Annotated in this window: 16 protein-coding genes and 1 pseudogene; 10 read left to right on the top strand and 7 right to left on the bottom strand. The window is 49.4% G+C overall.

Annotation, left to right across the window (positions count from 1 at the left end):
- Window positions 1-9: 9 nt before the first annotated feature.
- A complete protein-coding gene (iadA, locus tag D5E69_RS19990; RefSeq protein WP_063190704.1) occupies window positions 10-1170 on the top strand; it encodes a beta-aspartyl-peptidase in 1161 nt (386 codons plus the stop codon).
- 16 nt (window positions 1171-1186) lie between these two features.
- Window positions 1187-3178 (top strand): sigma 54-interacting transcriptional regulator, encoded by a 1992-nt coding sequence (locus D5E69_RS19985; protein WP_159130113.1) that lies wholly within the window; start codon window positions 1187-1189, stop codon window positions 3176-3178.
- A 189-nt stretch (window positions 3179-3367) separates the two neighbouring features.
- Here the strand turns inward: D5E69_RS19985 and D5E69_RS23720 are convergent, their stop codons facing one another.
- A complete protein-coding gene (locus D5E69_RS23720) occupies window positions 3368-3427 on the bottom strand; it encodes a putative holin-like toxin (RefSeq protein ID WP_231578717.1) in 60 nt (19 codons plus the stop codon).
- 360 nt (window positions 3428-3787) lie between these two features.
- On the opposite strand from D5E69_RS23720, the gene D5E69_RS19980 reads away from it, so the two are divergent.
- Complete coding sequence (locus tag D5E69_RS19980) at window positions 3788-4090, top strand: DUF3817 domain-containing protein (RefSeq protein ID WP_048006498.1); 303 nt, start codon at window positions 3788-3790, stop codon at window positions 4088-4090.
- A 38-nt stretch (window positions 4091-4128) separates the two neighbouring features.
- Here D5E69_RS19980 and D5E69_RS19975 read toward each other — a convergent pair whose 3' ends face one another.
- From D5E69_RS19975 to D5E69_RS19965, 3 genes are all read right to left on the bottom strand, one after another.
- Complete coding sequence (locus tag D5E69_RS19975) at window positions 4129-6387, bottom strand: hypothetical protein (protein ID WP_159130112.1); 2259 nt, start codon at window positions 6385-6387, stop codon at window positions 4129-4131.
- Between the two features lie 624 nt (window positions 6388-7011).
- On the bottom strand, window positions 7012-8292 hold the full coding sequence (locus D5E69_RS19970) for an IS110 family RNA-guided transposase (protein WP_159129661.1): 1281 nt from the start codon (window positions 8290-8292) through the stop codon (window positions 7012-7014).
- A 230-nt stretch (window positions 8293-8522) separates the two neighbouring features.
- Window positions 8523-9755, bottom strand: coding sequence for an MFS transporter (locus D5E69_RS19965; protein ID WP_159130111.1), 1233 nt, complete (start codon window positions 9753-9755; stop codon window positions 8523-8525).
- A 189-nt stretch (window positions 9756-9944) separates the two neighbouring features.
- Here D5E69_RS19965 and D5E69_RS19960 point away from each other — a divergent pair, with 189 nt between their 5' ends.
- The 6 genes and pseudogenes from D5E69_RS19960 to D5E69_RS19935 all read left to right on the top strand — a co-directional run bounded on the left by D5E69_RS19960 (window position 9945) and on the right by D5E69_RS19935 (window position 18367).
- A complete protein-coding gene (locus D5E69_RS19960; protein WP_159130110.1) occupies window positions 9945-11834 on the top strand; it encodes a S8 family serine peptidase in 1890 nt (629 codons plus the stop codon).
- A gap of 143 nt (window positions 11835-11977) precedes the next feature.
- Entirely contained in the window at window positions 11978-12982 is a 1005-nt protein-coding gene (locus D5E69_RS19955) for a LacI family DNA-binding transcriptional regulator (protein WP_159130109.1), read from the top strand.
- 92 nt (window positions 12983-13074) lie between these two features.
- Entirely contained in the window at window positions 13075-15180 is a 2106-nt protein-coding gene (locus D5E69_RS19950; RefSeq protein ID WP_159130108.1) for an amylo-alpha-1,6-glucosidase, read from the top strand.
- Between the two features lie 66 nt (window positions 15181-15246).
- Window positions 15247-16497, top strand: a complete 1251-nt coding sequence (locus tag D5E69_RS19945; RefSeq protein ID WP_159130107.1) for an ABC transporter substrate-binding protein — start codon at window positions 15247-15249, stop codon at window positions 16495-16497.
- 132 nt (window positions 16498-16629) lie between these two features.
- A pseudogene (locus D5E69_RS19940) lies at window positions 16630-17525 on the top strand (carbohydrate ABC transporter permease).
- 14 nt (window positions 17526-17539) lie between these two features.
- Window positions 17540-18367: a carbohydrate ABC transporter permease gene (locus D5E69_RS19935; RefSeq protein WP_048006506.1), complete on the top strand. Its 828-nt coding sequence runs from the start codon at window positions 17540-17542 to the stop codon at window positions 18365-18367.
- A 70-nt stretch (window positions 18368-18437) separates the two neighbouring features.
- Here the strand turns inward: D5E69_RS19935 and D5E69_RS19930 are convergent, their stop codons facing one another.
- The 3 genes from D5E69_RS19930 to D5E69_RS19920 form a co-directional block, all read right to left on the bottom strand.
- On the bottom strand, window positions 18438-19079 hold the full coding sequence (locus D5E69_RS19930) for a glycosyltransferase (protein WP_249931525.1): 642 nt from the start codon (window positions 19077-19079) through the stop codon (window positions 18438-18440).
- Between the two features lie 140 nt (window positions 19080-19219).
- Entirely contained in the window at window positions 19220-20287 is a 1068-nt protein-coding gene (locus tag D5E69_RS19925) for a tartrate dehydrogenase (protein WP_148794701.1), read from the bottom strand.
- 18 nt (window positions 20288-20305) lie between these two features.
- Entirely contained in the window at window positions 20306-21937 is a 1632-nt protein-coding gene (locus D5E69_RS19920; protein WP_159130106.1) for an SLC13 family permease, read from the bottom strand.
- Window positions 21938-22117: 180 nt separating this feature from the next.
- Here D5E69_RS19920 and D5E69_RS19915 point away from each other — a divergent pair, with 180 nt between their 5' ends.
- Window positions 22118-22798 (top strand): GntR family transcriptional regulator, encoded by a 681-nt coding sequence (locus D5E69_RS19915; protein WP_048006509.1) that lies wholly within the window; start codon window positions 22118-22120, stop codon window positions 22796-22798.
- The last annotated feature ends 39 nt before the right edge of the window (window positions 22799-22837 follow it).

The raw sequence follows: 22837 nt of genomic DNA, 5'->3' as shown, positions 1-22837 counted from the left end.
AAATCACTCATGTTAAAATTGATTAAACAAGCAAACGTATATACACCACAATTCGCCGGAGTCCGGGATGTATTGGTCGGGGGCGGTAAGATCATCGAGATCGGAACGGACCTGAGCCTCGGCTCCACTGATCATACTGTGATTGAAGCAAACGGGATGCATATGATCCCAGGATTGGTTGACAGGCATGTCCATCTGACCGGAGGGGGAGGCGAAGGCGGATTTTCATCCAGCACGCCGGAGGTCCGACTCAGTTCCCTTGTGAAGAACGGTATCACATCCGTGGTGGGGCTGTTGGGGACCAACGACGTGGGTAGGAGCACGAAAAGTCTGCTGTCCAAAGTGAAGTCACTTCGGGAAGAGGGAATGAACGCCTTCATGCTGACGGGGGGCTACGGCTATCCGCCGAACTCGATCACCGGTGATATCCGGGAAGACATCATGTTCTTCAGTGAAGTACTTGGGTTGAAGCTGGCCATCGAAGACCACCGCGCTTCCTACGTGACCACCGAGGAACTGAGACGACTCGCCTCCTATGTCCGGGTGGCATCGATGCTGTCCAAGAAAAAAGGATTCATCCACCTTCATATGGGTTCGGGAAAAGGACGGTACCAACAGATTTACGACGTACTGGAGTCGACGGATTTACCGATTTCCTTGTTCAGTCCGACCCATATCAACCGTACAAGCGAGCTGCTCGATGCGTCAGTTGAATTTGCAGGTCGGGGCGGGCTGATCGACCTGACGTCGAATATCCAGACAAAGACGGCAGCTGGGAGTCTTTCGCCTGCACAGGGCGTCACCTACCTTCTCGATAAAGGCGTTTCAATCGATGCGATCACTGTCAGCTCCGATGCGAATGGGAGCCTGCCGACCTTTGATGAAAACGGTCAGCTGATCGGACTGAAAGTGGCTGGAGTCGAACCGAATCTGACTGCCCTTCAGGAGCTCGTTGTTGAAGAAGGACTCTCATTGGAGGAGGCCATCAAGCCTTTCACCGCCAACCCTGCAAAAGGACTTGGACTTGAGCATGGGCGGGGGATGCTCGTGGAGGGAGGAGCTGCTGACTTCATCCTCCTTGATGATGCGTTGGCCGTACGCGACGTCTTTATAAATGGTGAGGTATTTGTAGAAGGGTATGACGTGGTGAAGCGTGGTGTGTTTGAGTAAAGAAGGAGTGTAATGGATGAAGGAATTAGCGGTGGTCTCCCTTGGGAAGAATACATTGAACAGCATGATGGAACAGTTGAACCGCTACCTGGGCGATCGGGTACAGGTAAAGGGGTTTGCACTGGAGAAAGGGATGGAGCCAGACCGGTCCTGTCCCCTCATCCTGGTGACAAGCGACCTGGTCGGCAGGATGATATCAAACAACCTTTCTTCCGGACAAAAGCTCATCGTGGCAAGGAGGACCATGAGCTATGAGTTCATTGAACCCGTCTTTTCCCTTCAGGAGACGACTGATATCCTTCTTGTGAATGATACAGAGGAAAGCTGCATCGAATCGATCGCACAACTGAAGAGCCAGGGATTCCACTCGTTCAACTTCCATCCGTATTACCCGGGGATCAAGGAATACCGACCTTGCGATGTCTCCATTACACCAGGTGAACCTCATCTTGTTCCTGAAGGGGTCAAGCAGGTCATCAACATCGGTCATCGGCAAGTGGATATCACCACCATTACGGAGGTCATGGCCCAGCTTGAGATCCTGGAAGACGCAGGAGCCTTGGCTTCTTCAGAGTTCGTCAGTGAGATTGTGCATCTCACGCGCTACCTTTCCACCCTCAACCGTAAGCTGGACCGCTCCAACCTGTTGCTGACGACGATCTTTGATAAATACTCCAAAGCCCTGATGTTCTGTGATCCGCATGGAAACATTACCTACGCCAACGAAAAAATGAAGTGGATCTTCGACGGGGAGAAGATTTCGGACTTGATGGGTGAAGAAACGCCTCTTGATCAGCTGGGGGAGGAAGAAATCGTCGAGATCGGCGGCAATTTGTTCATTGTCTCCGTCGACCGGGTTGAAAATCAGGAGGGAGTCATCTGCTATTTGGTGGAATGTCGGAATTATGATAGCTTCAGGCGCCTAGATACGGCCCTCAGGTCTAAGATCCAGCATCACAGGTTCATTCCGCGACACGTATTCGACGAACTGTCATCGAAGAATCCTGAGGTCACTCGGATGATCGACATGGCGAAGCGTATGGCCAAAAGCAACTCCACCATCCTGATTCAGGGAGAAAGCGGGACAGGGAAGGAGCTGCTGGCCCAAGCGATCCATAACGGTTCGGGACGGGCGGGGCAGGCGTTTGTGCCGGTGAATTTCGCTGCCCTTTCCCCGTCGATACTCGAGAGCGAGCTATTCGGTTATGTAGAAGGGGCCTACACTGGTGCGAAAAAAGGAGGGAAACATGGGCTGTTCGAGGAAGCCCATGGGGGGACCATCTTCATGGACGAGATCGGGGATGCGCCGCTGTCCCTCCAAGTGAAACTGCTTCGCGTCCTTCAGGAAGGGGTCGTGAGGAGAGTCGGAGGAACAGAACTTGTACCGATCGACGTCCGGGTCATTGCGGCCACGAATATCAATCTGGAGGAAAGAGTGGCGGAGGGGAGTTTTCGGGAGGATCTTTATTACCGCTTGAACGTCCTTCCCCTGCAGACACACTCTTTGAGGCAGAGGAGGGAAGACATCACCTCATTATTGCTGAGCTATCTGAATGTTTATTCAGAGGAAGAACATTATCATCTGCACGAGGTGTTTACAGAGGAAGCCCTTCAGTTCCTTGTTCAGCACCCCTGGCCGGGAAATATCCGGGAGCTGACTAATGTAGTGGAGTACGTCATCAATATCAGACCCCCTGGTGAACGAATTGAGCTTCCTGATCTCCCTCCATATTTGATCAGGGAGGCAGAGGGCCGGGGATTTTCATCATCTGCCCTTTCCGAAGAAGAGCAGGTGCTGCTCACGATTTATCATACATATGGAATAGGACGGAGAAAAATGGTCGACCAGCTCAGGCAAAAGGGCATGTCGATCGGAGAATCCAAAGTGAAATCAATCATTCAAGAGCTCAAGGAGCGGGGCTGGATCACCATCCATAAAGGGGCTCGTGGATGCACGGTGACAAAAGAGGGAAGAAATGAAGCGAAAAAGCTTGTCTCATTCGGCTGATGTTGTGTAATTTCTTTACTAAATCCAGGCTTAGCGTATATAATAGAAGTACGAAACCAAAATAAAACAAGGAGCCCCGACTGCCATCGGGACTCCTTCACAACATAACCTGCATGAATGCAGCGGCTCACAAGAGTCAATCGAAAGTGAAGTAATCATTGATTTTCCTCAAGGCCATGGGGACGATGGTTACTTCTTTTTTTCGGTAACCGCGATAATCGCCACAATAAGCGAACCAAACGCAATCATCAGATGAAGCACATCACCTATTGCTATCATAAGCGTATCACCCCCTTCCGAATGAAATCAGGAGTGGGTGAGCCGCTGCCCCCATATATGTTGTGTACCTCTATTATAACACGTTTTGGGATTGTCCTACTCTCTTACAAAGGACCCATGTTGAATATTTGACAGGCTTGCGGATTGTTTTGGTCGCTCTACCAGGAGTCGCGGGTTGTTCCCGATTTTTTTCTGCTTCGATCAGGACAAGGGATTTCATTCCTTAATCATGAACAAATTTCGAATCTTTGACCGATTCAGGCATGTACCTCACTTCTTTCGTTTATATTAGAAGGAGGAAAACAAGCTTTAGCTCAGGGAGGTTTGAGTATGCAACATACAACGAGTATCGGTCGGCTTCGTCAGGCCGGTTTTGTTGAAGGAATGTCGCTTTTGATTCTGCTTTTGATCGCCATGCCGCTTAAATATATGGCGGATATCCCCATGGCCGTCACGATTGTCGGCTCACTTCATGGTGGTTTGTTCGTGATCTATCTGTTGATCCTCGCTTACGTGACGTTCAAAGTGCGCTGGCATCTGAAATGGTCCGTGGCAGGAGTGTTGGTCGCCTTCATCCCGTTCGGGAATTTTATCTATGACAGGGTCCTCCGCAAGTTTGAAACACGTGCATAAAGGTGAAAAGCGCTCCTCCAGAAGAGGAACGCTTTTTTTTATATGGACGCGTATTTGATGATGAGTGCTTGATGCGTCCTTTCGTTATAGGCAATCCAGCATTCATCGCCTGGCATGACACCCGTGATCGGGTCGATCGTCTGCTTGATTTCATACTGTATGCCGTTTCGATCAGCGTGAATGGTGGCGAGAGGAAGGTTTCCTACCACGCCGATAAAGGACACACTGGTGATCGTGGCGCTTCCTTGTTTTTCGTTTGCGAGGGCAAGCTCTTTATCCAGGTCTTCTTGTTTGGTTTGAATCTGGATGGTGGTGCCAGGTTCGACCGTAATATGACTCGGGATGAACTGACTCACGGTCCTTTGAACGGATTTTCCACTGGAGGATATCGTCAGATCCAGGAGGACCGGGGTCTGATCATGCAGGGCGATCGGGAACGTCTGGGCACGGAGGACGGTCCCCGTGACGGTGACGTCTTTTCCGGATCGGTTCATGATTTCGTCACCGTAAGCGACCATCTTCAGTTGCCCGTTGATTCGCATCAAATCGGCTTTTTCTCCCTCTTTAAACGCAAATCCGGGAGCTTGGACGGTAGGGATGGGATAGCTTTCCCGATTGTCTTCAAATGTGAGCAGGACGACATGTCCCCGTCCGACCATCCCGTAGGACTCCACTTTTTGCAACACGGCCCCGTTGATCATTTCCGGTTGGGTCTTCCTGATCTCATCCCCTTCTTTAAGCGGCGTCACCTTTTGTTTTTTCTGGTGATAGTGGATCAGGATCTGCTGTCCCGGACGTGGCATCTGAACATAGGAAACGACGGTTTTGACCGTCTTCTCGATCCGCTCCCCTTCATGTATGAATCTGAGCTGGATTCTCACAACCGGCTGCTCGTTCAGATAGCTGCCCGTCTCCTCTATTTCTATGATCTCGGCAGTCATTGTTTCACCTTCTGAAAGCTTCTTCCTTCTGATGATCCTGAAAATAGGAGGAAGAATGAACACGACAGCAAGAAGCAGAAGCGGGATGACAATCCAGATCACCCAGTTCAGCACGAGTGCCCCTCCTTCGAGTATATAGCCTTTGAAGGAATTGAACGATTTTTCATGGGAAGGATCGGCGTTTTCCATAGCAACAATATCTGCCGCCGTCCATTCGTTCATTATCTTAGAATCCATATTGTATACACCTGTGGATCGGTTGTTGTATGCATAGTAAAGGGAGGTACTCTCCAGGTTTTTATGGAACGAAAGCCCGCTGTCTTCAAGGTACTTAAAGGATAACGAGTTGAAAATGGGGTCTACAGAGGCGGCTTTGCCTGTGTTGTGGTTGTATATGAACCCGGTCAGTTTTCCTTTCGCATCGTCCTCTTCGGTGGATCCTGCAATCAGCACTTCCTCGTCGTTCAGCTGGTACACCTTTGTTTGATAAACCGGCTCTGGTGTCGGTACGACTTTTCCGAGTTCCCCGTCAGCCTTCACCAGTCGGGCCCTGTTGGGGTATTCCCATTCTACATCCACGGCCATCTCCTGCTCCCGGCCGATGTCGCGCTGCATTTGCTTCTCGACCGCATCTCCCATGATGGGGAACTGGTCCTCTTCGTCGGCAACGTAGACACTGAGGTGATCTTTGTCGTCTGATATGGCGCTGACAAAGGCCTTTTGATCATTTTTAAGCGTGACTTCAAAGATCGGGATGCGGGTCTGGCCGTTAAAGGTATTCATGACAGGTTCCATCCTGGTGGGTCTTGCCGGGAGGTCTTCCTCATTCAGATTGTGAAGAAGGAATCTTCCATCTTTCAGTTCCCCGAGTATGAGAGCGGTCCCTTCGCTTCCTCCAGAGAAAATCATTCGACCATTCCACTGATATGTATTCGAGTTCAGGAAAGAAGGGATGGTGAGTCTTTTTTTGACCAGTTCCTTTCGGTCATCATCGGGAAAATAATTGTAGATCTCAAGATCTTCTGCAGGGCTTTTGGATGCGAGCAGAAGCTGTTTTCCTTGAATTGTCGCCGACATTTCATCAAAAGAGTAGCTTCCGGATGTCCAGGACCGGAGTTTTTGCTTGGTTTTCGTATCGTACATACTGGCAGTCATTTGTGTCATTGGTACATGGTCAAATGTAATGCCAATGACACGGTTTCCTCCATCAAATGTGTAGAGCCGATCGATGTCGTCCGTTTTGAGTTTCCCATCTGAGATAGAGTCATTGTATCCGCTCCAGAGCATAACACTCAGGATAATGGCCGGGATGAAGAAGACGCCGTTGAAGGTGAGGAATCGGATGATCTTTTTCACGTGGGTGCTCCTTTCGCTGGATGCTTTTCCTTATTTACGATTCAGTTATTGGGTTGGTTTCAAGATGGATGGTGTTGAGGTCGTGGTGATGGATTTCAAGATGGTTCATAAAATGGGTGATGTGCCCATCTATTATTCTCATTTTTTGTGAATGGTTTGTAAAGGAGGGATGGTTCGGAGTGTCCCACCGTTACTATCCTTAATAGAAAACGCAGAGTGGATTGGAGCGGAAGGCGCTTGACTCCCTCGGAAAAAGTTATTATGACGGGTGTTCCCAACACTTTTCTTAGGTGAAAAATTTTTTTGAATATCCTTTCGGATTTTCTTCATTCCTTCATTTATCATTTATTCAAAATAAAGGGGATCGAGCCTACGCGTTGCGTCAGGAGATTGGATAAATCCCCCCTTTTTAATTCTTATGGGCACCTTTGATCTCTGCTTGTTAAGGGGACTCACCCTCCCATATCTCCTGGCATCTATGTGCTCACATTCCTTCGTTGGGTCTCGCCTTAACGCAGAGGCCAGCTTATGCTCCTGCATGGACTGATCTAAGATGATCGTCGAAAGTCTTGTGTGTGCCGGCTTCTCAGTGTCTAGGTTGTTTTAATTAAGCGAGCGTAGATGTTACGCAGCTTCTTGATTACCAAAGAAGGAGATATCAGCTACCATACGCTCTTCATTGAATGTTTCGCCCCTTTTGCTTAAACCATGAAGGACTTGAATCAATTTCCGACATAGGATTAACAACGCTTCTTTCTTAGCGACGGGGTGTTCGCGATGTTCACTATAGTAATCGTACAGGGACCGAAACGCTGGTATGGCGTGTAAAATCGGGAAAATCGCCTTATATATCAAGGAGCGTAGCCGTTTCCGCCCGCGTTTAGACAATCGCTTGTTCCCTTCTTTTTTTCCCGAGGAATTGGTGACTAACGTAAGACCCGCTAATTTTAGGATTTGGCGTGGACTCTTATAGTGTGAAAAGGCTCCTATTTCTGAAAGGATCTCTACTACGGTGTTTTCTCCAATACCAGGGACCGAAAGGAACAGATCGAAATCTGTCATCTGTTTCGCCAACGTCACTAACTGCTTTTCTATGCTTACCAGTTGTTCTTCAAGCAGCTTCATCTGTGTCAATAGAATTTGGATTTCTGCCCGTGCCATTTCAGGACTCTCCTGATAGCCAATAGATGTGGCCGCGACATCAAGAAGCTTAGTAAGGTTTTTAACCGAGAAATGCTTACCTCCCAGGTTCTTGAGGTTCTCCAAGAGCTTCTCAGGATCTTCTCTCACAAGGTCTTCCGGAAGAGGATAAGAAGAAAGAACAGTGGAGGCGTTCATTCCAATGGACTTATAAACCGAAATAAACTCAGGGAAGTATAGATCAATCCATCGCTTGATCCGGTTTTGAGTCGACGCTCCTTGTTTTTTCAGACGAGCCCTAAATGCCGAACCATGACGCAACTCTGCTTCAATAGGAGTCATGTCACGAGGAATACTGTAATAGCCTTGCGGTATCATCTTGGCAATGACACGAGCGTCTTTCGGATCGTTTTTACTCTGTAGGTTGTCATCCAATTCTTTGGTTTGCTTCACATGGAGAGGGTTGACGAGAACAAAGCGAATGCCCCGATCCGTAAGGTACGAGGATAAATTCATCCAGTAATGACCGGTAGGTTCAAATCCAACGACTACATTCTTCTTTTGATGAGATTCCATCACCTTTAGGATGGTAGCGTAAAAGGTTTCAAAGCCTTGTCTGGACTGACGGAATGAGAAGCTTTTCTTGACCTCCCTACCTCGTTCATCCACTGCGCAGGCATAATGTACACACTTGGCGATGTCGACGCCAATCACCAATGTGTCCTCAGAAATTTGATTAATGCGTTCATTTCGATTATCATGCATGTTAAAGATCCTCCTTTTTGTGTGTGGCTTCGCACCTGCATCATAAAGGAGGATCTTTTTTTGTGCAATAGGTCCATACTTTCCCCACAGGAATAGCTCCTGCGGAAAAGGAGGAAAGGTCGAGATCCCGCAGGCGCAGCCGAGGAAGCTCGACTTCCTCCCCGCGGAAAGCAAGCACCTGAAGCGCAAAGGAACGGTCTTGTTTAAAATTCAACCTTCTTTATTATGAACTAAAGCCCCATTCCTCTGCTGTTCATCGCACCAACCCTCTGTTGCCTCCTATAAATGACGAGCCATACAATAGTAAGAACAGCAAAAATCAAAGACCCACCCCAGTAAAGAGCAAAGAAACCATGATGCAGTCCAATCAGTAAGTACCCAAGGAACGGTCCGAGAGCGGCTCCGACATCCTGACAGATGGAGTACAGAGTCAGAAAGGAAACGACATTGGAGTTCTTGGCGGCATCTGAAGCCAAAGCATCGGTTAGGGTGGTAAGGGCCGTGGCTCCGATCATGGCAGCGATGGCAAGGATGGTCCACAAGCCAATCGACATGGGTACAGACATCAGCCCGAAGATGAGGGCAGTACCAGCAAGGGAAACGATAAGGATCGGAAGTCTTCCCGAACGGCCATCGGACCAGTGCCCGAAGCGACTGGCAAGATACGGCTCCCAGATCCAGCGAAGGGACTGGAGCAGCCCTGAGTAAAAAGCGACGCTGAGAAGAAGACCCAAAACATTGATCTCCACCCCGTATAGATGTTCAAGGAGAGAACTGATGGTGGAGGCGAAAACTCCTTGGAACAGCATGGTGACAATGAAGCCGCTAATTATAATCAAAAGGGTGTGACGGGAGAAGGAGACTTTGGCTGTTCGGCTTGAATGATCGGACTCTCCACTGGCTCCGGATTTCAGAGCGAAAAAGATGAGGGGGAGGCCGATGAGTGTGAGGCAGCCGAATCCGATGGCGACGGACTGTAAGCCTATGAAAGGGACGAGCAGTCCCCCGAGAAGCATCCCGGCAAGGCTTCCTGTACGGTGAAGACCGTTGTAAAGGCCCATGGATTGGCCCCTGCTCTGATCTTTTGAATAAAAGACGACGGTGGATAGGCCACCGATCCGGAAGAAGGACCAGGCGATCCCCCAAAGAGAACGAAGGATCAGCCAGGCGATGAATCCCTGGGCGAGTCCGTACCCGATCGTGGTCACCGTCCCGAGTATGACGGCGATCATGAGTCCTGTCCTCAAGGTGATCCGCTGGTACAGCCACCCGACAATGGGGTTGAAGGGGAGGCGGATGAATCGGTTGACAGAAAGCAGCAGTCCGACCTGCCAGATCGAATCAAGCCCTGCTTCCCTCCAGTAGATGGGGAGGACGATATAAAGCATGGAATCACCCAGGAGGCTGAGAGCGGTGATGAGTGCCACGATGATAATCGGGGATTGACGCTTGGCTTTTTTCATGGGAGAAGAAGCTCCTTTCACCTTGAAACTGACTTCCTGTTGTTTCCATTGTATAGCAGGGGACAAGGAAGGGAGAAACGAATCTTTCAGACACTTAATCTTTTAGTGGAAATAAAGGATAAACGGCGGGGAAGGACGAAAGTAAGATGAACATACAATTTAATATTTGATGAGAAACGAGGAGTGGTCATGAAGAGGATCCTGATTTCTGTACTGATGGTAGGAAGCATCGCTTTTGGATGGACAGGAAATGCCGGAGCTTCGATTGGGGACACGCCGGACCGGGTGATCGTAAAGCTGAAATCCCCTCATGCTGCAGGCGAGCTTAAGGGCTATGGGGTCGCAGCGGTCTCTGACGATCAGCCGCAGCCTATTGTGACGCTGGAAGTACCGGAAGGCATGGATACGAGCGCTTTCGTAGAGGATCTTGAAAATCGGCAGGATGTGGCGTATGCAGAAAAGGATTCCATCGTGACTCTGTCTTCTGCCACCAATGATAAGCTCCTGAAGGATCAGTGGCATCTTCAATCCATTGAAGCACCGCGCTCTTGGGACCGTACAATGGGTTCGAAGAAGGTGGTCGTAGCCGTCGTGGACAACGGGGTGGATGTGAATCATCTCGACCTGAAGCGGAATATTACGGCACCCTACAATGTCCTGACTGAAACGGCGGATGTCACTCCTGGTGATCACGGGACCCATGTAGCAGGGATCATCGGTGCTGCAGGCAACAACAAGATCGGTGGAGCCGGAGTCGCCCCGAATACGGGCATCATGCCCGTTCAAGTATTCGATGGGGAAGAAGGGTATATGTCCGATGTGGTCAAAGGCATCCAATACGCCATCGACCAGCACGCATCCATCATCAACTTGAGCCTTGGAAGCTACGAGAAGAGCACGGCTCTTGAAGAGGTCCTGAAAAAGGCAGATCAAATGGGCATCCTCGTCATCGCAGCGGCAGGAAATGATTCCCTGGATACGAGGAAGTATCCATACTATCCGGCATCCTACAAATCGGTCCTTTCCATTGCGGCTACAGATGACCAGGCCTTGGATGCCGACTTCTCCAATTACGGTAAGGTGGACCTGTCCGCTCCTGGGGTCAGCATCCTTTCAACCATTCCTTACAATATGTACGGCTATATGGACGGGACCTCGATGGCTGCCCCGGTTGTATCGGGAACGGCAGCCCTCATACTCGCAGCCCATCCTACCTATACAAAGCAAGATGTGATCAATAAGCTATCAAATACCGCCGACTGGTACGGTCCGAAATATGAAGCCTATTTCGGCAAAGGGATCGTCAATGCCAGAAGGGCACTTGATCTGAAGAGAATCATCAAAGCACCATCATTATCGAAGAAGGTGTACGATCATACGACGCTGGTGGAGGGGAAAACCTCCCTTACAGAGGCGGGGAAAGTTAGCATCAAGCGGGGGAAAGAAGTGATCGGAAAAGGAAATGCCAACAACGGAACCTTTTCCGTGAGCATTCCAAAACAGAAAGTGGGTGCAACGATCTCCGTCGTGGTCACGTTCGAGGACGATGTCACGAAAGAAGCGACCGCCACTGTCCTTGACGGAACCCCTCCAAAGGCTCCAACTGTGAATAAAGTCGGTGATCGTGACACGGCCGTGAAGGGGAAAGCAGAAGCCAGTTCGACGGTAACGGTCAAGGCAGGAAGCAAGAAGCTCGGCAGCATCGTCGCATCGTCGAACGGCAGTTATTCGGTGAAGATCGCCAAGCAGAAAGCGGGCACTAAATTGACGGTCACGGCCACGGATAAAGCCAAAAACGTGAGCAAGGGAAACACCGTCACCGTGGTAGACAATACGCCTCCGAAAGCGCCATCCGTTAATCCGGTCTCCCCTAAAGCCACCAAGGTGACGGGAAAGGCGGAAGTGAATTCCACCGTAACAGTGAAAGTGGGGAAAACGAAGCTCGGCTCGGCGAAAGCGAATAAGAAAGGCAGCTACTCCGTGACCATCAAGAAGCAGAAGAAAGGGAAGAAGCTGTCAGTGACGGCCACCGATAAAGCGAAGAATACGAGTAAGGCGAACAATGTGACTGTGAAGTAAGGACACTCCCCTTGTACCAACAAGGGGGAGTTATTCATTAGGTGAACAAATAAAAATCAGATTACTCAAAATATATTGCAAACGCTAACACAATCAGGTAAGATGACTTCAAAGGTATCCGAAACGTTTTGGAGGAAATGATTTTGACGACGATTAAAGATATTGCAAAAGAAGCGGGCGTATCGGTGACGACCGTATCACGCGCATTGAATGGCTATTCAGATGTGAATGAAAAGACGAGACGCAAGATTTCAGATATTGCCAAGGAGATGAATTACAGTCCCAATACGCTGGCCAGGGGTCTTGTGATGAAAAAAACCAAGACCATCGGGATGCTGGTTTCGGGGATGAATCGGGCGAATTCAAAGGATAATTTTACGTTTGAAGTCCTATCAGGTGTCAATGAATGCATCTCTGAGAGGGATTATGACCTTGTATTGTTCAGTACGACCACAACCAAGCAGCGTGAGAAGACCTATTCACAGCTATGCAGGGAACGACGGGTCGATGGTGTTATCCTTCAAGGGATGAAAATCGATGATCCGTATCTGAAGGAAGTGGTCGAGAGTGATATCCCATGTATGTTGATCGATATTCCCATCTCCTCGGAGAGTGTGGGGTACGTGACAACAGACAGTGTCCTTGGTGCGAAGCGGGCCGTGGACTACCTGATTCAATCAGGACACAAGAAGATTGCCTTCATGAACGGCCACGATCAGGCATACGTCAGCCAGCAAAGGTTGAAGGGATACCGGGATGCCCTTGGGGAAGCGGGGATCGACTTTAGGGAAGAGTACGTCCGAAACGGGGATTTTCTTGAAGACAAAGCAGAAGAGGAAGCGGCAAAACTTCTGGATGAACATCCCGACATCACGGCCATTTTTTGTGCGAGCGACCTGATGGCCCTTGGGGTAATGAAGAGCGCCAAATTATCAGGGCGTTCCATTCCGGAGCAGCTGTCCGTCATCGGGTACGATAACATCCTGCTCGCAGGCTACGCTTCACCGCCACTGACAACGATTGCACAGGACAAATTCGATCTTGGCTATAAAGCGGCGAATGCCCTCATCGATATGCTGGAAGAAGAAGGACCTGCAACAATCATTACATTGGAAACCGAACTCATCGTTAGGGAGTCTGTTCAATAAAAGGCGCTCTTTCGATGAGGGTGAAATCCGAAACGTTTCGGGTCTGTTCAAGATCAAATCAAAACGTTTCGGTAGGGAGAAGGAGGACCATCATGGATTATCGCGTGATAAAAGAAAATGACCTATTTTTGCTTACAGATACAAACGGAAATATTCCGGAGGATCATCCATATGGATTGGGGTTGTATTCAAAGGACACACGATTCTTAAGTAAGCTGGACCTGAAGATTAATGGGGAAGATCCGATTCTCCTTTCCTCTGAAGCAGATCAGAACTATAAATCTACGATCTTGCTGACGAACCCTCATATGGAACAGGAAGGGAACCTGGTTCTATGGCGTGAGTCCATTGAAATCAAGCGGACACGATTCATCTATGATGATGTCCTGTATGAAGAAGTGAAGGTGAAGAGTTATTTCCCGAAGCGTGTGGCGTTTGAGATCAGTATCCATGCAGATGCGGACTTCCTTGATATGTTTGTCGTTCGAGGTTTTTTGAACGGGAATCTGGGTCAAAGGACGGGTCAGATGCGCAAGGAGGAGTCTCTTTCTTTTTCATACGAAGGAGCGGATGGCCTGAATCGGAGTACGGTGATCACTTGGGATAAGGAGGCTCTGGATCATGACGATAAAGGGATCATTTCCTTTGGATTTGAATTGGATCATGGAGGATCCGATTCCGTGACCTTATCAGTTCAACCCATGATCGGCAAAGGTACTGCCATCAAGCATGTGCAGAAAGAAGCAGCCCTTGCAAACCTGGAAGCCTCTTATGAACGTTGGAATGAGAGTGTTGCAACAGTGGAGACAGACTGCTTTCCTTTGAAGCGTCTTGTCGAACGAGGGTTGAATGACATGCGGGTGCTTCTCACGGATTTAGGGCATGGCGCCTTTCCTGTTGCAGGTCTTCCGTGGTTCGGGGTCCCGTTTGGCCGCGACAGTCTGATTGCCGCCCTCCAAACCCTTCCTTTCAATGCCGACATCGCCAGGGGGACCCTGTTGACGATGGCACACTACCAAGGGAGCAAACTGGACCCGTGGAGGGATGAGCAGCCCGGTAAGATCATGCATGAGATCCGCTTCGGTGAGCTGGCTGCGACAGGACAAATCCCCTTTACACCGTACTACGGAACAGTGGATGCTACCCCGTTATTCCTTATCCTCTTGACGGAATATGTGAAGTGGACGGGGGATGTAGGGATTGTCCATACACTCGAACAAGAAATTGAAAACGCTTTAACGTGGATTGATTCCTATGGGGACCGTGATGGTGATCTGTTCGTGGAATATCATCAGGAATCCAGTAAGGGGATTGCCAATCAAGGCTGGAAGGATTCTGGGGACTCCGTTGTCCATCGGGACGGGGAATACGCCAAGACGCCGATTGCCCTTGCAGAAGTACAAGGCTATGTCTATCAAGCGAAGACCGGACTGGCGGATATTTATGACCATATGAAGCGGTCCGATGAAGCCGGGCGTTTGCGCAGTCAGGCTGATGCTCTCAAACAGCGGTTCGATGAAGCTTTTTGGATGGACGATGTCCGCTACTATGCGATTGCGCTGGATGACCGGAAGGAACAGGTAGGGACCATCACCTCCAATCCTGGTCACGTCCTGTTTTCAGGCATGCTGGATGAAGAGCGGGCAAAAGCTGTCACAGAAAAGCTCGTCTCAACAAAAATGTTTTCAGGTTATGGCATTCGAACGATGGCAGAGGGGGAAGCAGGCTATAATCCCATGAGTTATCATGACGGCAGTGTATGGCCCCATGACAACAGCCTCTCCATTCTCGGGATGAGCAAAAGTGGCTACCAACCACAGGCAAACCGGGTGATCGAAGGGCTCGTTGCTGCGGCTGCTCACTTTGAGTATGACCGTCTTCCCGAGCTGTTCTGTGGATATGGGAGCGGCGGGAAAGTCGTCAAATATCCCGTGGCTTGTTCTCCCCAGGCTTGGGCAGCCGGAACCCCGCTCGTATTCATACAATCTCTCCTTGGATTGTTTCCTGATAGTTTGAAAGAAGAGATCAGGCTTTCACCTGTACTCCTTGCAAACATGAATAGCTTAGAGGTGCATGACATTTCCATCGGCACAGGGAAACTGTCCGTCTCCATCAAGAGGGTGGAAGGTGGCTGCCGCTTAGAGGTGCTCAAGAATACCACCGGTTATCAGATCAGCTCATCAGAACAAATGGTTTGATCTCATTTGGATCTCGGGGAAGAACACTTCCTTTAGATGATAAAAAAATGGAAGGGGACTGGAATAATGAAATCAAGGAAATGGATGGCGGGACTTGGTGTTGCTTCAATGTTGATGGCCGGAGTTCTTTCGGGGTGCAGCTCGGAAGGAGCCTCCACGGAAGGGAAAGACGGGGAAAAAACGCAGGTGACGCTTGCCGGATGGGGTGGAAACCCGACTGAAGAGAAGCTGCTGAAGCAGACTATTGCAGACTTCGAAGAGAAGAATCCGGATATCGATGTGAAGCTTGAAGTCATCACTGAACAATATATGGATGTCATCAAGACGCGTTTGATTGGGGGAGAGGGACCGGATGTCTTTTATCTTGATGCATTTGAAGCCCCGGCCTTGATCGAGACGGGTGTCATCGAACCGCTTGATGAGTATGTGACAGATGAATTCGATGTCGATGACTTTGAGAAACCTCTGTTGGAAGCATTCATTTCGGATGATCAAACTTATGGATTCCCGAAAGACTACTCGACGCTCGCATTATTCTATAACAAAAAAATGCTTGATGAAGCAGGGGTTGAGGTCCCACAAACGTGGGATGATTTCCAAGAAGCCGCTAAGACCCTCACGAAAGACGGGAAGTACGGTTTTGGTGTGGCTCCAGAGCTTGCCCGACAATTCTGGGTGGCCCAGTCCCTTGGTGGAGACGTCGTAAAGGACGGAAAGGCCAACTTCGCCTCTGATGATGTAGTGACTGCACTGAAACCGGTCATCGATATGCACAACGAAGATCAGTCAGCTGTGGAACCGAAAGAGGTCGGTGCAACCTGGGGCGGTGAAGTATTCGGACAGGAGAAAGCCGCAATGGTAATCGAAGGGAACTGGGCCATCCCGTTCCTGGCTGATACTTTTCCTGATGTAGAATACGGTACAGCTGAGCTGCCGACCATCGACGGGAAGAAATCGACGATGGCGTATAGTGTGGCATACGTCATGAATGCAGCATCGGAGAAGAAGAAAGCATCATGGAAACTCCTTTCCTACCTGACAGGTAAAGAGGGGATGGAGACGTGGACGAGTAAAGGGTATGCCCTGCCAACGCGGAAATCCGTAGCAGAAAAGCTTGGGTATGATCAAGATGAACTTCGGGGGCCGCTTGTGGCTGGAGCTTCCTATGCAACGGTCTGGTCTGAAGGAACCAATCTTCCGACCATCACGAACAACTTCAATAATCAGTTTCTGAGTGCGTTCCTTGGCGATCGGCCGCTGGACGATGCGCTGAAGGAAGCCCAAAAGCAAGCAAATAGTGAAATCGATTCGAACTGATGAGAGAAAGAACAGGAGGGGCAGGCCCCTCCCTCTTTCCAACAAGATCTGCACAGCTTCTTTCTGCCGAGGTCAAAGCTCGTTGGAAAGAAGTTGTGCACATTCGTTGCAAAAGGAGTGTGAAAAAAACGTATGAAACCATTCTCAAGAAGAGCACTGCGGGAATCTGGTCAAGGATACTTGTTCATGTCACCGGCATTATTTGTCCTTCTACTTTTCATCATCGGTCCAATCTTTTATGTCATTTTTCTTTCTTTCCACAAGGTACAGCTTCTGGGGGAGCGAGCTATGATTTCGTCGCTTTCAATAACTTCGCACGCATCCTTGATGATACGAGGGCTCAAATTGCGTTATGGAATACATTTAAATATGTCGTCATTGTGGTGCCATGTCAGACTATCCTGGCCCTGATCCTGGCAGCTACACTGAATGCCGGTATGAAAGGGCAGAGCTTCTTCAGGATCGTCTACTTCCTGCCAACGTTGACTTCCTCGGCTGTCCTGACGCTCATCTTCATGTGGATGTATAACAAGAATGGTCTGATCAATAATGTGTTGGATGCTATCGGCCTTCCAACCTATAACTTTCTTGGAGATCCCAACATTGCCCTCAATGCCATCATGATCATGAATATATGGTCGACGGCCCCTTTCTTCATGGTCATCTATCTGGCTGCCCTGCAAGATATCCCCGATTCTCTCTATGAAGCGGCGGAACTGGACGGGGCAAGCACCATTCAGAAGTTCACGAAGATCACGGTTCCGCACCTTCGGCCTGTGACGTCCTTTGTGGCCATCATGGGATTGATCGGGACATTTCAACTATTCGATCAGTCGTACATCTTCTCGGGAGGATCGGGTGGGCCCGATAATTCGACACTCACCGTCGTTCTATTAGTCTATCAATATGCATTCAAGAACCTCGGGACAATGGGATATGCTGCTGCACTGGTCCTCATGCTGGCCATTGTCATCCTTGTAGCGACCTTGATCCAACGGAAATTTTCAAAAGAAGAATCACTTTACTAAGGGGGGAAGAACAAGTGAAAAAGAAGCTTGGAGCGGTTCGTATTCTTGTATATGCCATTTTGATCCTCTACGCGATTACAACATTGGTTCCCTTCCTATGGGCACTATCGTCTTCCTTTAAAACACTTCAGGAAATTGTCGGAGGTACGATCAACTTCATCCCTAAACAGTTCACCCTGGATAACTACAGGCAGATCTTCATTGAGCAAGAGCTCTTTCCACGGTGGATGTTCAATAGTATCTTCATTGCCGTTATCGGCACGGCGCTGAATCTGCTATTCAATTCCATGGCAGGCTATGCTCTGGCGAGACTTCGTTTTCCAGGGAAGAAAGCATTGTTCATCACGATCCTGGCTGTCCTGATGATCCCTGCACAAGTGACCATGATTCCCAATTATCTCATCTTAAAGGAACTTGGGTGGCTGAATTCCTACCAGGGAATGATTGTCCCGGCCATGATCAATGCGACATTCATCTTCATGATGAGACAGTTCTTCATCAACTTCCCGAAAGAGTTGGAGGAAGCGGCCGAAATGGACGGATTGAGCAAGCTTGGGACATTTTTCAAGATTGTGCTGCCTCTTGCCAGACCAGCTCTCGCAGCGCAGGCCATCTTTGTATTCATGGGGTCTTGGAATGATTTCATGAGACCGCTGATCGTGATGACGGATATTGAGATGTTCACACTTCCTCTGGGCTTGAATACGTTCAAGGGTCAGTATGTCAGCTACTGGAACTACATCATGGCCGCATCGATGGTGTTTACCCTGCCTGTTCTCTTGATCTATGCTTTCTTTAACCGTTACTTCATCAAGGGGATTTCCTTTACAGGTGGGAAATGATCAAGGGAGAAAAAGTCAAACTGGGATAGAAAAGAACGGCCCCCTCTACTGCAAAGCAGGGGGCCGTTCTTTAATTGAATGCATCAGGGAACTGTTTCTCGACCGCTTTTGAAATGACATCCGACATCATTATAATATGTGAGACGCCTTCATCAATAGAAGCGATTCTCCCATCCCAGTTCTTTTCAAGACTTGATACTAAGTCATTGGTCACTAATGTAAGATGGGTGCGAAGCAGTTGTTTCAGCTCATCATTCTTTAGATAAGGATTGGCCTTGGACAAGAAGTCAGCTATTTGATCGGCGTTTCTGTTCCACTCTTTGGTCAATTGACCGACAAGGGGTTCATCTTTCTGTTTAGCTGCTTCTACAATCTTACCGGCTAGAACAATATGTTCTTTTAGCAAAGTGGTCAGCTCGTTTCCCGCTTTTTCTCCGTAAAGTGGTTTGAGGGAGTTGCCGATATCTTCTTGGTTCTTCAAAAGCCTGTTCAGCACTTGCTTTTGATCCTTCGCATCTGCAGTGGTCGCACTGGTTATATAGTTACTCGTCCACAATACATGGTCCACCCATAGTCTTCTAAACTGGTTTTCGAATTCAACTTTTGATTGGCTTATGCATGATTCCTGCGGTTTTGCGTATACATTGGCAGGGGCCATCAACATCTGGAAACTGAAGAATAGGGTGAATCCGTATAGGTATATTCTATTCAATACATGTGCTCCTTTCAGTATCATCAAGATGGTTTTTATTATGGATAGATGCCATGATTTTATTCGTGAATAGTTGGAGTGGAAAATCTAAAAAAGCCCAAGGAAGGTTCTCCTTGGGCTTTCATGCTATGTTTATTATTTTATACTCGAGCAGCTTGAAGGATACTTGATTTAATGGCTTCTGTTACTTCTTTTGTCGTCGAGGTACCGCCGATATCCCTTGTCTTGATACCTGACTCGGTTACGTCCTCGATTGCATCCAGAAGAGTTTGACCAAGCTTATCGTATCCGAAGTGGTCAAGCATCATCTTCGCCGTCCAGATTTGACCGATCGGATTGGCAAGTCCCTTCCCTGCGATATCGGGAGCCGACCCGTGGACAGGCTCGAACATGGATGGATAGCGACCTTCAAGGTTGATGTTCGCCGAAGGGGCGATGCCGATGCTGCCCATGATGGCGGATCCCACGTCAGTGAGAATGTCGCCGAACAAATTGCTTGCTACAACCACATCGAACTCGGACGGCTTCGTGACGAAGAAGGCGGCAAGGGCGTCGATGTGATTCGACTGTACATCCACATGCGGGTACTCAGTGGCAACGGCTTTCGTCACTTCATCCCAGAACGGCATGGAATGGACGATGCCATTGGATTTCGTTGCGCTCACGAGACGGCTGTTGCGCTTTTCGGCAAGCTGGAATGCATAGCGCATCACTTTTTCCGTGGCTCTGCGTGTGAACACGGCGTTTTGGATGGCCACTTCGTTTTCTCCTTGATGAATGCGTCCACCGACTTCACTGTACTCGCCTTCGCTGTTTTCACGAACGACGACGAAATCAAAGTCTTTCGGGTTGGCAAGGGGAGAGGCGATGCCTTTCATCCGTTTGGCCGGCCTGACATTGACGGAAAGCTCGAACTCGCGGCGGATCTTGATGAGCATCCCCCACAGGGATATATGATCAGGGACTAGAGCAGGATTCCCGACGGCACCGAGGAACAGCGCCTCGAACTGCTTCAAGGTGTTCATGGCATCCTTCGGCATCATTTCACCGTGTTCGACGTAGTAGTCGCAGCTCCAAGGGAAGGTGGTGAAGGAAAACTCCACTCCCCCGTGGGCATCGGCCAGCGTATGCAGCACGTCCTTTGCAGATTCTACGACTTCGATTCCGACTCCGTCTCCGGGCAGTGCGGCAAGTTCAATTTTCCTCATGTGAGTCACACTTCTTTCTTATGATTTGAATGCTTCAGGGAAGACATGAAGATCGACTCCCCATAGGAGTGGCACCAGTGTATAAACGGCTCCGACAATCAGGATGACGCAGAAGATGTTGATCCAGAATCCATTCTTCACCATTTCCGTGATCTTCAGCTTGCCTGTTGCGAAGATGATGGCGTTCGGTGGTGTTCCGACCGGGAGCATGAAGGCACAGTTTGCTGCCATGGCAGCCGGGATCATGATGGCAAACGGATGAACATTGATGGCCATGGCGAGAGAAGCGAGTACCGGCAGGATCATGGTTGCCGTAGCCGTGTTGGACGTGATTTCTGTCAGGAACAGGACGAATGTCGTCACCACAATGATCATGACAAGGAAGCTTACTCCGTCAAGGACCTTCAGCTGGTTGCCGAGCCACTCTGCTAGACCGGTGGCACTGAAGCCCCCTGCGATGGCAAGTCCGCCTCCGAAAAGAAGGAGGATTCCCCAAGGGATATCTTTGGCCACGTTCCAATCGAGGATGCGACCGCCTTTTCGTTTGGCGGGGATCAGGAACAAGAGAACTCCCGCGGTGATGGCGACCATCGTATCGTCGATTCCCGGGATGATCCCTTTCCATAGGAAGGATTGGGATACCCACATGAAGGCGGCGAAGACGAATACGGCGCTGACGGCTTTTTCTTCAAAGCTCATACGGCCAAGGGCAGCTTTTTCATTTTGGATCAGTTCTTTGCCTCCGGGAATCGATTTGATTTTCACCGGGTGGGCCACTTTGATCAAATACAACCATGTCGAGATGAGAAGAAGGATGACGACTGGTACGGCGAAGAGCATCCAACCTCCGAAGGAGATCTGTACTCCGTAAAGTTCGGACACGATCCCTGCCAGGATGATGTTCGGCGGTGTACCGATGAGCGTACCGAGTCCACCGATGGTACCGGCGTATCCGATCGCGAAGATTAGGACTTTCGAGAACTTCTCTTCTTCAGCAGAAAGGTCTTCCTTGCTGCCTTTAAGGGCTTGGGACACCTGGTAGGTGATGGCAGTCCCGATCGGGATCATCATCATGACCGCAGCCGTATTGGATACCCACATCGAAAGGAACCCGGTGGCGATCATGAAGCCGAGGACGATATTGGATGTGCTCGTTCCCACCACCGAAATGATGTTCAAAGCGATCCGCTTATGAAGATCCCATTTTTCCATGGCGAGGGCAATCATGAATCCGCCCAGGAAAAGGAAGACGATGGGATTCCCGTAGCTTGCCGTGACATTCGCCATCGGGACTGCATTCAAGATGGGCAGCAGGATGATCGGCAGCAGGGAAGTGGCCGGGATCGGAATCGCTTCCGTGATCCACCACGTGGCGACCCAAAGGGTGACAGCGAGGACCATGCGACCTTCCTGGCTCAGGTCACTTGGATTTACAAATAGGACTGAAAGCAGGAATAGAAGGGGTCCGAGGATCAGACCGATCATCTGCCCCCTTTTGTAGCTCCGGTTCCCCGGCTCATTGGAATGCTGGGAGGCATCGTCCCTTCCTGGAACCGTCCGTTCCTTCTTGCTTGGAATAGCGAATAATAATAATTGCTTTGTCTTGTCATGGGCTTTCCACATGGAGTCCCACATTGATACAGCGTTCATAACCTTTCCCCCCTCTTGTGAATGTAAAACGCTTACATTATAATTGAGTGTAAAGACATGTTGTCGACTGTCGACAGCTATTGTATCTATCGTACAAGCTTCCGGCTTTACGCGTCAATATTTTTCTAACATAATGAGTATTATGAATCATTAAACAATTCAGTTGATGAGGTGACACGGATGACATCCATTGAGAAACCCCTATCCTATCATGAACAGCTTCATATGACCATCAAGGAAAGGATCGTGACGGGTCATTATGAACCGGGAGAGCGTCTGTTCGAAGCGCAGCTTGCCAGGGAGTTCGGCGTAAGCCGAAGTCCGGTGAGGGAAGCGATGAAAACATTGGAGCAGGAAGGGTTGATCCTGTTCGACCCGAAAAAGGGATTGAGCGTGTATAAACCTTCTATTAAAGATGTGCAGGATATTTATCAGTGTCGTCAGGTCCTTGAGTCCCTCGCCGTTTCCCTTGCCTGCGAGCATGCGTCGGATGAGGAAATCCGTACGGCTCATGAGCGCGTGCAAATCGCGCAAAAGGTATATGAGGAGAATCTGGAGGATTCATCGGTTCAATTGATATCGTTGAATAGTAAGTTCCATGACGCCATCATCATAGGAAGCCATAATACACGCCTCCATGATCAGTTGGAGCAGATGCGTGCCTTGACGTTTTTCTACCGGCGGATGAATGTGGAAGACCGGATGCGATGCCGGGAAATCCTTGATCAGCATATGGAGATTTCCCGGCACCTCACCAACCGGGATGGGGAAAAAGCGGCAAAGGCCATGCATGATCATGTGGCCACGGATCTTCGTTTTCTTGTCAAGCTGCTGGAGAGAGACGGGGAAGAGGCAGGATGAAAGAGAAACGGCCCAACCATTGAGGTTGGGCCGTTTTGA

This window comes from Rossellomorea marisflavi (assembly GCF_009806575.1).
GTDB classification, from domain to species: Bacteria; Bacillota; Bacilli; order Bacillales; family Bacillaceae_B; genus Rossellomorea; species Rossellomorea marisflavi_A.
The sequence above is the reverse complement of the archived record's forward strand: the minus strand, read 5'-3'. Positions and strand labels throughout refer to the sequence as shown.